Source organism: Bacillus sp. RC51, from assembly GCF_044908115.1.
Classification (GTDB): Bacteria; Bacillota; Bacilli; order Bacillales; family Bacillaceae_G; genus Bacillus_A; species Bacillus_A mycoides.
Map to the genome: position 1 here is coordinate 382335 of NZ_JBIYCW010000001.1, position 15493 is coordinate 397827.

13 protein-coding genes, 1 pseudogene and 1 other annotated feature are annotated in these 15493 nt (G+C 36.0%); of the genes and pseudogenes, 11 read left to right on the top strand and 3 right to left on the bottom strand.

Annotation, left to right across the window (positions count from 1 at the left end; translation table 11 throughout):
* Window positions 1–94: 94 nt before the first annotated feature.
* Window positions 95–172, bottom strand: a pseudogene (locus tag ABH959_RS02010) (3-oxoacyl-ACP synthase); the annotation flags it as partial.
* A gap of 180 nt (window positions 173–352) precedes the next feature.
* Between ABH959_RS02010 and ABH959_RS02015 the strand changes: the two are divergent.
* From ABH959_RS02015 to ABH959_RS02040, 6 genes are all read left to right on the top strand, one after another.
* Window positions 353–907 carry a cobalamin biosynthesis protein CbiN gene (locus ABH959_RS02015; RefSeq protein ID WP_404492222.1) on the top strand — a complete coding sequence of 185 codons (555 nt, stop codon included), beginning with the start codon at window positions 353–355 and terminating at the stop codon, window positions 905–907.
* 480 nt (window positions 908–1387) lie between these two features.
* Window positions 1388–2647 carry a GTPase HflX gene (hflX, locus tag ABH959_RS02020; protein WP_404492223.1) on the top strand — a complete coding sequence of 420 codons (1260 nt, stop codon included), beginning with the start codon at window positions 1388–1390 and terminating at the stop codon, window positions 2645–2647.
* Window positions 2648–2937: 290 nt separating this feature from the next.
* Window positions 2938–4149, top strand: a complete 1212-nt coding sequence (locus ABH959_RS02025; protein WP_002012170.1) for an MFS transporter — start codon at window positions 2938–2940, stop codon at window positions 4147–4149.
* A gap of 10 nt (window positions 4150–4159) precedes the next feature.
* Window positions 4160–5077, top strand: coding sequence for a cysteine synthase A (gene cysK / locus ABH959_RS02030; protein WP_404492224.1), 918 nt, complete (start codon window positions 4160–4162; stop codon window positions 5075–5077).
* A 94-nt stretch (window positions 5078–5171) separates the two neighbouring features.
* A complete protein-coding gene (locus ABH959_RS02035) occupies window positions 5172–5684 on the top strand; it encodes a GNAT family N-acetyltransferase (RefSeq protein ID WP_002165982.1) in 513 nt (170 codons plus the stop codon).
* A gap of 93 nt (window positions 5685–5777) precedes the next feature.
* Window positions 5778–6602: a DUF4037 domain-containing protein gene (locus ABH959_RS02040; RefSeq protein WP_113938102.1), complete on the top strand. Its 825-nt coding sequence runs from the start codon at window positions 5778–5780 to the stop codon at window positions 6600–6602.
* A gap of 41 nt (window positions 6603–6643) precedes the next feature.
* Here ABH959_RS02040 and ABH959_RS02045 read toward each other — a convergent pair whose 3' ends face one another.
* Entirely contained in the window at window positions 6644–8278 is a 1635-nt protein-coding gene (locus ABH959_RS02045) for a putative polysaccharide biosynthesis protein (RefSeq protein ID WP_113938103.1), read from the bottom strand.
* Window positions 8279–8650: 372 nt separating this feature from the next.
* Window positions 8651–8873, top strand: a binding site (T-box leader).
* Between the two features lie 303 nt (window positions 8874–9176).
* Between ABH959_RS02045 and ABH959_RS02050 the strand changes: the two genes are divergently transcribed.
* From ABH959_RS02050 to ABH959_RS02065, 4 genes are all read left to right on the top strand, one after another.
* On the top strand, window positions 9177–10520 hold the full coding sequence (locus tag ABH959_RS02050) for a sodium-dependent transporter (protein WP_002012165.1): 1344 nt from the start codon (window positions 9177–9179) through the stop codon (window positions 10518–10520).
* A 312-nt stretch (window positions 10521–10832) separates the two neighbouring features.
* Complete coding sequence (locus ABH959_RS02055) at window positions 10833–11096, top strand: CD3324 family protein (protein WP_000878314.1); 264 nt, start codon at window positions 10833–10835, stop codon at window positions 11094–11096.
* A gap of 136 nt (window positions 11097–11232) precedes the next feature.
* The gene (locus tag ABH959_RS02060) at window positions 11233–11874 is read left to right on the top strand and encodes a FusB/FusC family EF-G-binding protein (RefSeq protein WP_113938104.1); all 642 of its coding nucleotides are present in this window, start codon (window positions 11233–11235) and stop codon (window positions 11872–11874) included.
* A gap of 165 nt (window positions 11875–12039) precedes the next feature.
* Window positions 12040–12951 (top strand): RCC1 domain-containing protein, encoded by a 912-nt coding sequence (locus tag ABH959_RS02065; RefSeq protein ID WP_404492225.1) that lies wholly within the window; start codon window positions 12040–12042, stop codon window positions 12949–12951.
* 114 nt (window positions 12952–13065) lie between these two features.
* Here ABH959_RS02065 and msrA read toward each other — a convergent pair whose 3' ends face one another.
* Window positions 13066–13602 (bottom strand): peptide-methionine (S)-S-oxide reductase MsrA, encoded by a 537-nt coding sequence (gene msrA / locus ABH959_RS02070; RefSeq protein ID WP_404492226.1) that lies wholly within the window; start codon window positions 13600–13602, stop codon window positions 13066–13068.
* Window positions 13603–13849: 247 nt separating this feature from the next.
* Here msrA and ABH959_RS02075 point away from each other — a divergent pair, with 247 nt between their 5' ends.
* Window positions 13850–15478 (top strand): multicopper oxidase family protein, encoded by a 1629-nt coding sequence (locus tag ABH959_RS02075; protein WP_404492227.1) that lies wholly within the window; start codon window positions 13850–13852, stop codon window positions 15476–15478.
* Window positions 15479–15493: the final 15 nt, after the last annotated feature.

Below are 15493 nucleotides of genomic sequence, written 5' to 3' on the forward strand. Positions count from 1 at the left end.
CAGTTTAAATCCCACTCCACAATAAGCCCTAAATGCATACACCCATCGCCAAATCCCTACAGTAAAAGTGTATCTCCATTATTTAATTTTCCTTCTTTTCTAAATCGTTATTAGATAATATTTGATCTGGAACATAAGTACCAATTGCAGTAATACGAGATTGAGAATTCATAAGAACATCTCCTAACTTATTTTTATAATCTGATACTAATATTAGATCGTAAAAATATTGATAAAGATTTTCTGTTTAATAAAATTAATATATTTTAATAAACGGAAAGGGATTTGAGGAGTGATGTCCAAATAATATACGGAAAGCTTCTAAATTTGATAATGAAGGGGTTTGAGATTCTTGAAAAGAATCGTATATGTATTGTCTCTTGTTTTAATTTGTAGCTTTACTTATTTTATTTTACCAGAGAAATCTTATGCTTGTGATTGTACTAAAGCATCACCAGAAGAGAGGTTACAACAAAATGATGTAGTGTTTGAAGGTAAGGTATTAGAAGTTCAAGAGAAGGACGGAAGAATGACAACATTATTTGAAGTGAAGAAAATTTGGAAAGGGACAAGTTCTTCGCAAATTATTATATATACAAGCAGTAGTAGTAGTTGTGCGTTTCGTTTTGCAGAGGGAGGAGAGTACCTAGTGTTCTCTTCTCATAGAGGAGAAGTGAAACTGTTGGAGACATCTAGCTGCAGTGGAACGAAGAGATTAGATGAGGCAGAGATAGAGAAAATGGCTTTACGTCATATTGCAAAAGAGTCTGTTCCGACGAAGAAAGTGGATTTAAAAGATGAAATGGTAAGCGGTTTAAGTTGGTGGCAAGTAACTATCATTTCTATAGGTGTTTTATTGTTAATTGCTGTTGTTATTTTTATTGTGAGAAGAACTCGCAATAAATGACGATTAAAGTAAAAATATAAAGATTTTCTTTCGGTTTCTATAGGTGGTTTAATCTTGTGAAAGCGAATTACTTATGCTACACTTTATGTAACTTAAAATGAACGGAGGGGCTTCCTTTGATCTTAATCAGATTACGTCTCAATACTTTGTGCCGATAATTGAATAGCGCTCAAAGGCTCTGTCTGTGTACAGAGTGAACGGGATTGGTCTGCCTATTTTAAAGGAACCCTTTATTAAGCTTATATGTGAAAAAGAGGGAGGGACGAATACGCCCTCTTTTTGTTTTGCCTTTATAAATAGAATGGGATAGTATAGGTGAACACTTGTTGGATACGTATACTATCTTGGGACTTTTTGACCATGTATAGGACGAAAGCACTGCTTTCTTCTATTTCTTTGGTGAACCCTTATCCGTTTACAAAAACACAGGCAGTGACCTGTGTTTTTTATTTTGCGTAATCGAAATGGAGGAATAAATATATGGAAGAATTATTACAAAGAGCAATATTAGTTGGAGTAAATTTAGGTAAGGAAGCTGATTTTGCATATTCGATGGAAGAGTTAGCAAATCTTACGGAAGCTTGTGATGTGGAAGTAATCGGTCAAGTGACGCAAAATTTACAACGAGTAAATCCGTCGCATTATATTGGAAAAGGGAAGATTGAAGAAGTAGCAGCATATGTGAAAGAAGCAGATGCAAATATGGTCATCTTTAATGACGAATTATCTCCTTCACAAATTCGAAATTTAGAAGAGGATTTAGATTGTAAAGTAATTGATCGTACCATTTTAATTTTGGATATTTTTGCGCAGCGTGCGAAAACGAAAGAAGCGCAGTTGCAAGTAGAAGTGGCCCATCTTCAGTACATGATGCCTCGTTTAATCGGTCTTCGTGAATCTTTAGGAAGACAAAGCGGGGGAGTTGGCACGAAAAATAAAGGCGTCGGTGAGAAGAAGTTGGAATTAGACCGTCGTAAAATTGAAGAACAAATTGTAGCTCTAAATAAAGAATTAGAGGCACTTGTTGCACAGCGTCAAACGCAGCGTAAACAACGTAAGAAAAATGAAATGCCAGTTGTATCATTAGTAGGATATACGAATGCAGGTAAATCAACGATAATGAATACAATGCTTGAAATTTTTAATGGTACTGTAGAAAAACAAGTATTTGAAAAAGATATGTTATTTGCGACGTTAGAGACATCTGTACGAAATATTGATTTGCCGGATAATAAATCATTTTTATTAACGGATACTGTTGGATTTGTAAGTAAATTACCGCATCATCTTGTGAAAGCATTCCGTTCAACGTTAGAGGAAGTGGCGGAAGCAGATTTACTTATTCACGTTGTAGATTACTCAAATCCCAATTATGAGCAATTAATTGATATTACAAATGAAACGTTAAAGAAAATTGGCGTGGAAAATATCCCGACGATTTATGCATATAACAAATCAGATTTGGTAGATGTTGAAATTCCGAAAGTGCAAGAAGATCGCGTTTATCTATCTGCGAAGAAACATGTTGGAATTAAAGAGCTTGTAGAAGTAGTTCGCTCACACATTTATAAAGAGTATACGACGTGTGAAATGTTAATTCCGTATGATCAAGGGCAGGTAGTTTCGTATTTCAACAATCATGCACACGTTTTATCTACGAGTTATGAAAACGAAGGTACGAAAATGGCACTAGAATGTAAGACGAGTGATTATGAGAAATATAAGCGTTTTTCTATTTAATAAAAAAAGGCGATCCTAATATGTTTTAGGATCGTCTTTTTCTTCATAATTGCAAGCCTTCCTTTCGTCCTGCCTTAGTATAAAAGAAAATACAAAGAGTTCATATGAATAAATCCGACAAAGCAGATAGAAAAAATATATTTTTTTAGAAGTTGAATTTCTGGAAAAAGAAATGAAACCAGTATAGAATAGAAATGTTTCAAAACTCAGAATTTATTCTGATTAAAGTCTAAATTTATTACAATAACTGTAATAAATATACATTTTGTACAGGAAGGAGAAATACACATATGCAGGCAGTTTCACAAAAAAATACAGTAGAAACACCGACAATATATCGAATATTATTTGCGATTAGTTTCGGACATTTTTTGAATGATTCGATGCAAGCAGTTGTGCCAGCGTTGTTTCCTATTTTGGAAAAAACGATGAATTTATCCTATATGCAAGTAGGGTGGATTGCGTTTGCGTTAAATATGACGTCATCGATTATGCAGCCGGTTTTTGGGATGTATTCAGATAAGAAGCCGTCACCATTTTTATTACCGCTCGGTATGTTTTCGAGTATGCTTGGGATGATTGGACTCGCATTTGCACCGAACTTTATAGTTGTTATTATTTCTGTTTTATTTATAGGATTAGGTTCCGCGGTCTTTCATCCGGAGGGCGCTCGTGTTGCTTATATGGCAGCCGGTGCAAAACGAGGTTTAGCACAAGCGATTTATCAAGTGGGGGGAAATACAGGGAATTCTCTAGCACCTATTTTTACAGCATTAATTTTCGTTCCGCTCGGTCAAATTGGTTCTTTAGGTTTTACAGCCTTTGCAGCAGTAGGAATTGTATTACTAATTTTCGTATCAAATTGGTATAAAAATGAATTAGCCACTGGTGCTGTAAGAAGGAAAAAGAGGGCTGCACTTGAGGCTGAAAATGCGATTGTAAGTACGCACATTAAATTTGTTATTATACTTCTTGTTTTTCTAACATTTGTACGTTCTTGGTACGGTGCTGGTATCGGGAATTTCTATCAATTTTATTTAATAGAGCATTACGGTTTATCTATAAAAAATGCACAGTATTTCGTCTTCGCTTTTATGATTGCTGGTGTATTAGGTACTTTCTTTGGTGGTCCGCTAGCGGATCGATTCGGTAAGAAAAAGATTATTGTCTTTTCGATGCTCGGTTCAGCGCCGCTTGCACTATTGTTACCTCACGTTTCTCTTATGTGGGTTGTACCGTTATTTTTATGCATTGGATTTATTAGCTCTAGTAGTTTTAGTGTAATCGTTGTATATGCACAAGAACTTGTTCCAGGGAAAGTTGGAATGGTGTCAGGATTAATTGTCGGTCTTGCGTTTGGTCTTGGAGCATTAGGTGCTGTAGTCCTTGGGAAATTAGCTGATATGTATAGTCTTCAATTTATTATGCTATTATGTAGTGGTTTACCATTAATTGGACTTACTTCATTGTTACTGCCAAATGATAAGAAAACGATAGAATAGGGGATGCGCTATGAAATTATGTGAAAACGTTACAGAATTAATAGGAGATACACCTGTTGTCCGATTATCTAAATTTATTCCAGAGGACGCAGCGGATGTGTATGTAAAACTGGAAATGTTTAATCCGTCACGCAGTGTGAAAGATCGTGCTGCTTATAACTTAATTCATATTGCCGAGGAACACGGTCTCATTAAGCCAGGTGATACAATTATTGAACCGACAAGTGGAAATACAGGAATTGGCTTAGCGATGAATGCAGCTGCTAAAGGATATAAAGCTATTTTAATTATGCCAGATAATATGTCCAAAGAGCGTATTAATTTATTGAAAGCATACGGCGCAGAAGTAGTTTTAACACCAGCAGAACAAAGAATGCCAGGAGCAATTGCGAAGGCGGTAGAGTTACAAAAAGAAATTCCAAATAGTTTTATTCCGCAGCAATTTGAAAACCCAGCAAATCCGAATATTCATCGTTATACGACTGCACTTGAAATTTATGAACAAATGGATGGAGAACTTGATGCATTTGTAGCAACCGCAGGAACAGGCGGAACAATTACAGGGGCCGGTGAAACGTTAAAAGAGAAACTACCAAACTTATATATTGCAGTAGTAGAACCGAAAGGATCCCCAGTGTTATCTGGCGGTGTTCCAGGCCCTCATAAACTAGTCGGAACAAGCCCAGGGTTTATTCCCAAAAACTTAAATACAGAAGTGTATAACGAAATTATTCAAATTGCGGATGAAGAAGCATTAACTACAATGAGAAACTTAGCAAGACAAGAAGGCTTATTAGTAGGACCATCTTCAGGAGCTTCTGTGTACGCCGCAATAATGATAGCGAAGCGTTTAGGTGCTGGTAAAAAGGTTTTATGTATTGCACCTGATACAGGGGAACGCTATTTAAGTATGGGGCTATTTGAATAAAATTGATGGAAACACCTTAATAGTAAGGATGAAAATCCCCTATTAAGGTGTTTCTTTTAGAAAAATAGATAATGGGTGAGTGGGGAGAATGACAATGAAGCTATTGAAACCAACATACGAATATAGCGAACAAATTATGGAGTATAGGCAGGCATTTTTACATGCAGGAGAGGAACCGCACGGTAGTTGTTCTTTACAAAATTTTGATTCACTAGATGAATGGTTTGAAAAAGTGAGTATACAAGAAGTAGGAGAAAACTTACAAGCAAATCGAGTGCCATCTAGTCAGTTTTTAAGTTTTGAAAAAGGAGAACTTATCGGTTTTGTGAATATTAGACATCGATTAAATCCAGAATTATTGCTGGAAAGCGGTCATATCGGTTATAGTATCCATCCGAATAAACGTCGCCTAGGTTACGCGACAAAACAATTGAAACTTGCATTAAGTGAAGCGCAAAAGTTAGGGTTGAAGAAAGTGCTAATAACTTGTGATAAAGCTAATATTGGTTCGGCTAAAACGATTCAAAAGGTTGGTGGTGTGCTAGAAAATGAAGTAGTTTCTTCTAATTCTGGCGAAATTGTTCAACGTTATTGGGTAGAAATATGATTTAGTGGGAATTTGAAAAGGTAATATAATGTTTAATATCGAAATAGATAAATGAAAAGTAAGGGGAGTACTGCAGTTTTAGGGGGAAATGAGATGGGATTAAAAGAGAAAGCGATAGAAATATCGGAGATTTATAGGCGAAATCCGAAAGTCGAATCTATTATTTTAGCAGGCTCTGTAGCGAGAAAATTAGAAGATGAACATTCGGATATCGAATTACATATTTTATGGTCAGCATTACCTGAGGATAAAGACCGTCAAAAGCCAATCGAAACTATAGGTGGCACTATTTTGTCATATCATCCATACGAGGAAGAAGAATGGTCGGAAACGTATTTGACGAAAGAAGGAATTAAACTAGAGATTAGTAATTTTTTAACAGTGACAGCAAAAAAGGTTATTTCAGATGTTGTAGAGCAGTATGATATAAATTATGAGAAACAATGTATTGTATCATCGGTTCATGATGGTGTGAGTTTGTATGGAGAAGTGAAAGTACATGCTCTAAAAGATAGGGTTGAAGCATATCCAGAAGAACTGGCGAAAAGGATGATCTCAGAAAATCTTTGGTTTAGTAATCGTTGGCATAATCGAGAGGCGCTTTTAAAACGGAAAGATTGGCTTATGCTTTATGATGTTATTTGTGAAGTACAAAGGGATTTATTCGGTGTTTTATTCGGTTTGAATAGAATGTACGTGCACCATCCTGCATTTAAATGGATGGCTTATAATGTAGAGCGTATGAATATTAAACCTGAAAATCTATATGAGCGTATGGCGGATACGCTGATAGGGGAACCGGAGTATAGTGTACAGGAGTTAGAAGTGTTGATCGAAGAGGTATTACATTTAGTAGAACAATATGCTCCAGAATTAAATATTGCTGAACAACAAAAGCGCATTCAATATGCGAAGTGAAAAAACAAGAGATGTAACAACGCGTTACATCTCTTGTTTTTTTATTTTACTAACTTTCCTAGTATAGGTAATCGTTGAATCCTATCACCGAGAATATGCGAGGCAAGTCCACTCGTTAATACGAATAAAAGATAAACAAGTCCTCCTGCTGCGGCGCATATAAACACAATGATCAGTGATTCTACATAAGATTGTCCAGGAATAATCCAGCTTATAATTGCTCTTAATGCAATTACAACAGCAGACATTGCTGCGGAGTAAATCGTAATAAGAAATACTGTTTTTGCCGTTTCGCCAATTTTAAATTTCGCAAACTTAACGATGCAGTACAACATAATAATATTTGAAACGAGATATCCAAGAATTGTTCCAAGTACAGCACCATGTCCACCGAATAAATGTAAGAGCGGTGTGTTCATCACAATTTTAACGAGAATACCGGCTGAGAATGCGATCATTGTTTTTCTTTGATAATCAATTCCTTGTAATATAGCGGCTGAAACTGTGAAAATTGCACTTAATACAGCAGAAGGTGCAAATGAAATTAAATATTGTGATCCACCAAGTGCAATTTCAGGATTTACATAAACCATGCGGAATGCATCGTAAGCGATACTTGCTAGACCGAATGCGGCTGGGATAGTGAAGAATAACAATACTTGGAATATCTTTGAAATTTGTTCTTGTAATTCTTCTAGTTTCCCGCTTGTAAATGATTTCGTTATAGCCGGAATAATTGTTAATGAGAATCCAGTTGCAAGTGAAGCGGGAATCATAATTAACTTTTGTGCATAGTTCGTTATATAAGCGAAAACTGCATTCGCGGTTTCTAAAGGCTCTCCCATCGCTCTAAGGACATCAGCTACGGTATATTGATCTACTAACGTATAGAGCGGAATTGCAATACCGACAAATACAATTGGGATTGCATATCGAAGTAATTCTATATAAATATTTTTTAATGGAATATCGGATGCCCTTGACTTTAATTCACCTTCGGGAGGCTTTAATCCGTTATATTTTTTCCAGTACATCATTAAAATAGAGACGCTGGCAAGCGCTCCGATAACAGCGCCAAACGTAGCAACTGCAACAGAAGAGGCGACTGAACCCCCTAATAGTTTTGAAACGATAAAACTACCAACTAAAATGAAAACGACACGTGCGATTTGTTCTACGACTTGAGAAACAGCACTTGGTTTCATATGTTGAAAACCTTGGAAATAACCACGTGTAACACTCATAGCTGGTACGATAATAAGTGCGAAACTTAATGCTCGCATCGTAAGTGTTACGTCAGCGATAAATTGTGGATCTGGCGTTTTTGAGCGAATAATAAATTGTGATATGTACGGTGCCCCAATAAATAAAGTTAAAAACCCTAAAAAGCCCATAAACAACATTAATTTTACGCTAGAGTTGTATAATTTTTTGCTTGTACTATAATCACCGAGCGCATTATGTTTTGCAACAAATTTTGAGACGGCAATAGGAATACCAGCTGTTGAAAAGCTTAATAAAATACCGTACCAAGAGTATGCGTATCCATATAAAGCGACGCCTTGCGTTCCAACTAATAATTGAAAGGGGAAAAAGTATATAAAACCTAAAATTCGTGAAATCATTGTTGCACCACTTAATAAAGCGGTACCTTTTAAAACTTTTGAAGTAGACAAAATTCTTTCCTCCTACTCGTGCTGTCTTGCATTTATCCCGCTATTTGCGGGCAGTAAAACTCCCACCTCAAAATGCGACTGGAGCAAAGAAGTTAGGTGGGAGATCAACTGCCGGTAAACGCCCGATTGGTTCAACTAATAATCAGTGAGGGATGAACAAAACCCCACTGATTAAAGTTTCACTTTATCGTATACTACTATAAACCTGCTAGAGAAGTTAATACAGTATAAACCATAAATGTTCTAATACTATTCATACAAAAGTCATATTTTGAATTTTTAAATAGAATGTAATGCATAAAATTTCAAAATATAAGTTGACACTATTTTTAATGTATGATAAAAATGATAGTAATCAATTCGGAAAATAATATTTGGGCAATGAAAGGGTATAGTAGTGAATATCTCCCTATTTCAGAGAGCTGATGGTTGGTGTGAATCAGTATATAGATTATTCATGAAGTTCGTCCTGGAGCATCTTTCATAAATCTCACATTATGAGGAAATGAAAGACGGTAGTTTATACCGTTATCAAATAAAGTGGTGAAGATTGTTTCACAACTAGGGTGGTACCGCGATATTTATCGTCCCTACGTATTTACGTAGGGACGTTTTTTATTTAGGTCCTAACTTTGGTGTGGCTTCATAACTAGGGTGGTACCGCGATATTTTATCGTCCCTACGTATTTGCGTAGGGACGTTTTTTATTTAGGTCCTAACTTTGGTGTATCTTCATAACTAGGGTGGTACCGCGATATTTTTGTCGTCCCTACGTATTTACGTAGGGGCGTTTTTTTTATTATTAGGGAGGAAGTGAACGTATTAGAAAAGAGTATGGATAGAACAATATAAATACCGGATTGTAAAACAGAAAAAGATAAAGAGAGGAGATTAATAAATGAATTCACAGCAATGGACATCAAAATTAGGTTTCGTATTAGCTGCAGCAGGTTCAGCAATTGGTCTAGGGGCGATTTGGAAGTTCCCGTATATGGCCGGAATTGGAGGGGGCGGCGCGTTCTTCCTTATTTTCATCGGTTTCACATTATTAATTGGTTTACCGCTATTATTAGCTGAATTCGTTATCGGAAGAAGTACACAAAAAGAGGCCGTTGATGCATATAGAGAAATCGCACCAAAAACATTATGGCCATGGTTAGGGAAGTTAGGGATTGTAACATGTTTCATATTACTTTCTTTCTACAGTGTTGTAGGAGGATGGATTATATTATACTTATGGAATGCAATTACAGGTAGACTATGGGAAGGAAATGGAGCATACGAAGCTACGTTTGGTGAAATCATTTCCAATCCGTATTTAGCAGTTGGATCACAGCTATTATTCATCCTTATTACTATTTTTATCGTAAGTAAAGGTGTACAAAATGGTGTTGAAAAAGTAAATAAATATTTCATGCCAGCATTATTCGTTTTATTCTTCGTATTAATTGTTCGTGCACTTACGTTAGATGGTGCTGGAGAAGGAGTTCGATTCTTCTTACAACCTGATTTCTCAAACGTAACATCAGAAATCATTTTATATGCAATGGGGCAATCGTTCTTTTCGTTATCTGTCGGGGTAGCCGTTATGGTAACGTATAGTTCGTACTTACCGAAAGAAGAAAGCTTACCACGTTCAGCATTTTCTATCGTAGCTTTAACGCTTGTTATTACATTACTTGCAGGGCTTGCAATTTTCCCAGTAGTGTTCGCATTTGGGATGGAACCATCTCAAGGACCAGGGCTATTATTTATCGTACTGCCAGCTATTTTCAGTAAAATGGCGTTCGGGAAGTTATTCTTCATTGTTTTCTTATTACTATTCTTCTTTGCTACTATTACATCAGCAATTTCGATGTTAGAAATTAGTGTTGCGTCTTTAACAACTAAAGGTAAAAGTAAAGGGAAACGTGAAAAAATGGCATTAATTGTTGGCTTGTTAATCTTTGTTGTAGGGGTTCCATCAGCCTTATCATTCGGTTTGTTAAGTGATGTGAAACCATTTGGGAAAACAATTTTTGATTTAGCAGACTATGCGGTTAGTAACATACTAATGCCACTTGGTGTTTTATTAGTTTCCATCTTTGTCCCTTTAAAAATGAAGAAAGATGTATTAATGAAAGAACTTGGTGTAAGTAAAAATAAAGGCTATAAACTGTTTGTATTATGGTTATTCTTACTTCGCTATATTGCACCAATTGCGATTATTATCGTATTCCTAAATGTATTAGGAATCATTTAATGTAAAGCGTTAGTCTATCGTTTTAACGAAAAGACTAGCGCTTTTTCTTTAAAAGATTATGAAGATGCAAGGCGAGAAAAATTAGCATATAATAAAATATAAAAGGTATATTAGGAGGTATTTATATGGCGATTACAATTCAATTGCCAGACACTGCAGCGTCTCATGCAAAGCCAAGTATGGAAATGGCGATACTTTGCGTGAGGTAGACAAGTAATATACAATCAATCGCCAAAATGAGCTCGTATCATTTTTTATATTTGGCTTTGCACCTTATTGAAATGAACCATAAAAAATAAGGGGCGAGCAGAAATGAAATACGTAAAGGCTAAGGCCGTTTTACCAGAAAGTTTAATTGCTGAAATTCAAAAGTATATACAAGGTGAAACAATTTATATTCCAAAACAAGAAACGAAACATTATAAATGGGGTACACGATCTGGAGGAAGAAAACAATTAGATGAAAGAAATAAAGCAATTAAAGACGCTTTTAAAAGTGGAATTGCAATTCATCAATTAGCAGAAGAATATTTTCTGTCTGGAGAAACGATTAAGAAAATCGTGTATTCTAAATAAGGAAGCCGCCTCTAATTGGAAACTTAGAGGCGGTTTTGTTATGTAATGTTCTTTTGTAAATCGTCTTTTACATACCGTAAAAGATAATTATTGTATACAATAAAACTAATTCAACAATTTGTATGGAGTGATAAAGATGGAAGCTTTTATTAGAAGTGATCAATACAATTTTATAAAGTCACAAGCTTATATTTTAGCAAATGGACACGCGACGGCAAATGATAGAGGAGTAATTCAAGCGTTAAAGTCACTTGCAATTGAAAAGATAATACATGTATTTGAGAATTTAACGGATGAACAGAAAGAGTTAATTGATACAGTATTAACAGTTCAAAATAGAGAAGATGCAGAATCGTTTTTAATGAAAATAAATCCGTATGTCATTCCGTTTCAGGAAGTTACAGCACAAACGTTAAAAAAACTATTCCCTAAAGCAAAAAAATTAAAACTGCCTGATATGGAAGAACTGGACATGAAAGAATTATCTTATTTAAGCTGGATTGATAAAGGGTCAAGTAGGAAATTTATTGTAGCGAAAAATGATAAAAATAAGTTTGTTGGTCTGCAAGGAACATTTCAAAGTTTAAATAAAAAAAGCATTTGTTCATTATGTCATGGGCATGAAGAAGTAGGAATGTTTTTAGTTGAAATTAAAGGTGATGTACAAGGAACTTTCGTTAGAAAGGGAAACTATATTTGCAAAGATGGTGTAGCTTGTAATCATAATATGAAATCGCTTGATAAATTACAGGATTTTATCGAGAGATTAAAGAAATAAAATGGAAGACCTCTAGTACTTAAACTGGAGGTTTTTATTTTTTGAAGAAGTAATAATAGGCTTCTTTTGTAGCTGTAGATTTATAAAAAAAGTCAGGTCATTTATAATGAAATTTGATAAAAACATCTATTTGGATACAGTTACTTATATGTAAGGAGGTAAAACATGAATTACATTTCACCGAAAGATAAGTGGTTAAAGGTGAAACGATGGCCTAAAGATACGATAGCGGCGGGGCGTGGTCATACTGTTGGTCTTAAATCGGATGGCACAGCGGTAGCAGTGGGGCGAAATAAAGAAGGAGAATGCAATGTAAGCAGCTGGTGTGATATGGAAGCAGTCGCTGCGGGCAATGTTCATATGGCGACGAACACTGGGAACGCTCATACAATCGCTCTTAAAAGTGATAATACTGTGGTAGCGGTGGGGTGGAATAAGCATGACCAATGCGATGTAAACGATTGGTGCGATATTGCAGCGATAGCGGCGGGGTGGCGTCGTACCATTGGTCTTAAATCGGATGGCACGGTGGTAGCAGTGGGGCGAAATAAAGAAGGTGAATGCAATATAAATAGCTGGCGTGATATTGTGGCGGTCGCGGTGGGTGACTGGCATACAGTCGGTCTTAAATTGGACGGAACGGTGACGACTGTGGGTAATAATCGGTATGACCAATGCAATGTAAGTGGCTGGCGTGATATTGTGTCGATAGCGGCAGGCTATCTTCATACAGTTGGTCTTAAATCAGACGGTACAGTGACGGCTGTGGGTAATAATAAACATGGTCAATGTGATGTAAGTGATTGGCGCGATATTGTGTCGATAGCGGCAGGGAGTAATCATACAATTGGTCTTAAATCAGACGGCATGGTGACGGCTGTGGGTAATAATAAACATGGTCAATGTGATGTAAGTGATTGGCACGATATTGTAGCGATAGCGGCGGGTTGTGCGCATACGGTCGGTCTGAAATTAGATGGCACGGTGGTAGCTGTGGGTGATAACGAATATGGTCAATGCGATGTAGACAGCTGGCACGGTATCCGATTGCCCGATCCAAACATTTTGTCAATCTAAATATTTGTTGATGGGTAATAAGAATGTTTAATTTCTAGTAAATCGCTGGTAATATTATTTTACTCAAAGATAAAAACGCATCGCACTTTGAAAAGAAAGCACGATGCATTTTTATTATTTTTTTTGCCAATTTTCTTTTATGAAATCTTCACGGCCAGATTCTTTTTGCTCGGTAGCATATTTCTCTGGATTCTTTTTATAGAAATGTTGGTGATATTCCTCTGCTTCATAAAAAGGTGCAGCTGAGCGAATTTCAGTCACAATAGGATCTTTAAACATACCGCTTTCTGCTAGAGTTTGCTTCGATTTTTCTGCAAGCTCTTTTTGTGTTTCATTATGATAAAAAATTGCTGTGCGGTAAGAGGGACCACGGTCAAAAAATTGTCCGCCGTCATCAATTGGATCAATTTGTGGCCAATATAAATCTAGTAATTTTTGATAAGGAAAAATAGAAGGATCGAATGTAATTTGTACAACTTCTAAATGTCCAGATGTTCCAGTCTTTACTTGTTCGTATGTTGGGTTTTCTACATGACCACCTGCATAGCCGGAAAGTACTTTTTGAATACCGAGAAGCTCATCAAATGGTTTTACCATGCACCAAAAACAACCGCCTGCGAAGGTTGCGAGTTCGTATGTTTTTTCAGACATTGCTGTAATCCTCCTAAATATATATGTTTTATACAGTATTATATAAATTGTTTTATTGCGCAATAAAAAAGATTTAGAAGTGAATAAAAATTGAAATGTATTTCTTTATAAATTCTTTAAAATTCCTTCAAAGTTTCTTTTTTTCTGGGTGTTATGATGTAAACCGAAGTGAAAATGCAAGGTGATAGGTAATGACTCCACGTATGAAAATAAATAGTTTACAAGAAAAAATGAAAGAGAGACTAACATGAAAAAGGAATTTATACAAAGCGATTTAAGAAATATATTGATTGCAGCATGCTTACTATTAGGGTTAGTTATTTTCGGATATTTTTTAATTAATAATTACCCAGGTGCAAATGAAAAAAAGAAGTTAACAGATGCAACATCTACTTCAGAATCAATTACGTCTCTTGCTAATTCAGCTGCCGAAGAAAGGGTTACAAAAACTTTTAATATTACGGCGAAAGTAGCAAGTTTAGATTTGGGAAATGGGAAAAAGGTAGATGCATGGACCTTTGATGGAACATCACCGGGTACTCAAATTCGAGTTAAACAAGGTGAACGTATTGTTGTAAATTTGAAAAATGAATTACCAGAACCGGTTACAATCCATTGGCATGGATTAGATGTTCCAGCAGCAGTAGACGGTGTTCCAGGTGTTACGCAAAATGCTATAAAACCAGGTGAAACATATACATACGCATTTAATGCTGATCAGGTAGGGACATATTGGTATCATTCACATCAAAAAAGTGCAATACAAACGGAACGGGGACTATTTGGAACCATTGTTATTGAACCGAATAAACCAGCTGTAAAATATGAAAAGGATTATACAGTGGCGATCCATGAATGGAAAACAGGAGCCATAAAAACCCGTAAGCATAATGGCGGACAAGATAAAGATTGGGATAGCTATCCTAGCAATTATATTCGAAATGAAAAGGCACAAACTTTAGAAGGGCCGCTTATGATACCAAGTAATGATCAACTCAAAGATTTATCTGATGGAGATGATTACGATGTATTTACATTAAATGATACAAGTGAGGGACTACGATTGGATGCAAAACCAGGTGAAACAGTACGCCTTCGCTTAATTAATGCTGGGAATAATACGCATTTAATGACATTAGTTGGGGCGCCATTTCAAATTATTGCATTAGATGGTCGTGATATAAAAGGTGGGGACGAGCTAGATAAAGCAATTCTTCCGATGGGAGCTGCACAACGTTATGACCTTGTTTTTAAAATGCCAGAAACAACGAGTGTAAAACTTATTAATGTTGATCCATCTAAGAAAATGAATCGAATGTTAACGACGACTATTGGGAACGGTTCTTTGCCGAAAAAACCTGTTGATATAAAGAGTTATCCATGGTTTGACTTTACGAAATATGGAGAAAAAGAAGTTGGCAAGTTTACGATAGATTCAAAGTTTACAAAGGTCTATGATATGGATTTGGCAGAAGGTGTGAAAGATGTAAATGGACAAGAAAAATGGGTGTATACGATTAATGGAAAGACATCACCTGACATTCCACCAATTAAAGTAGAGAAAGGGGATAAAGTTAAGATTCGATTTAAAAATAAGGGGGAAGAAATTCATCCAATGCATTTGCATGGACATACATTCCAGGTTATTTCTAAAAATGGTAAACCAATGGAGGGAAGTCCGATTTACTTAGATACAGTTAATGTTTTTCCGGGAGAAGAATATGAAATTGCTTTAGAGGCAAATAATAGTGGACTATGGATGGTTCATTGTCATCATCTCGTTCATGCGGAAAAAGGAATGCATACGATGATGAATTATGAGGGGGTAACTACTCCATTTTCTACCGGAGATCACTCAGGTAATCATCCAGAATAATAATACGGAGGTTTT

Bases quoted from the DNA above. Each gene is read 5' to 3' on its own strand.
- hflX (WP_404492223.1), top strand. From the start codon at position 1,388: ATGGAAGAATTATTACAAAGAGCAATATTAGTTGGAGTAAATTTAGGT.
- ABH959_RS02035 (WP_002165982.1), top strand. From the start codon at position 5,172: ATGAAGCTATTGAAACCAACATACGAATATAGCGAACAAATTATGGAG.
- ABH959_RS02040 (WP_113938102.1), top strand. From the start codon at position 5,778: ATGGGATTAAAAGAGAAAGCGATAGAAATATCGGAGATTTATAGGCGA.
- ABH959_RS02075 (WP_404492227.1), top strand. From the start codon at position 13,850: ATGAAAAAGGAATTTATACAAAGCGATTTAAGAAATATATTGATTGCA.
- msrA (WP_404492226.1), bottom strand. From the start codon at position 13,602: ATGTCTGAAAAAACATACGAACTCGCAACCTTCGCAGGCGGTTGTTTT.
- ABH959_RS02060 (WP_113938104.1), top strand. From the start codon at position 11,233: ATGGAAGCTTTTATTAGAAGTGATCAATACAATTTTATAAAGTCACAA.
- ABH959_RS02065 (WP_404492225.1), top strand. From the start codon at position 12,040: ATGAATTACATTTCACCGAAAGATAAGTGGTTAAAGGTGAAACGATGG.
- ABH959_RS02055 (WP_000878314.1), top strand. From the start codon at position 10,833: ATGAAATACGTAAAGGCTAAGGCCGTTTTACCAGAAAGTTTAATTGCT.
- ABH959_RS02025 (WP_002012170.1), top strand. From the start codon at position 2,938: ATGCAGGCAGTTTCACAAAAAAATACAGTAGAAACACCGACAATATAT.
- cysK (WP_404492224.1), top strand. From the start codon at position 4,160: ATGAAATTATGTGAAAACGTTACAGAATTAATAGGAGATACACCTGTT.
- ABH959_RS02050 (WP_002012165.1), top strand. From the start codon at position 9,177: ATGAATTCACAGCAATGGACATCAAAATTAGGTTTCGTATTAGCTGCA.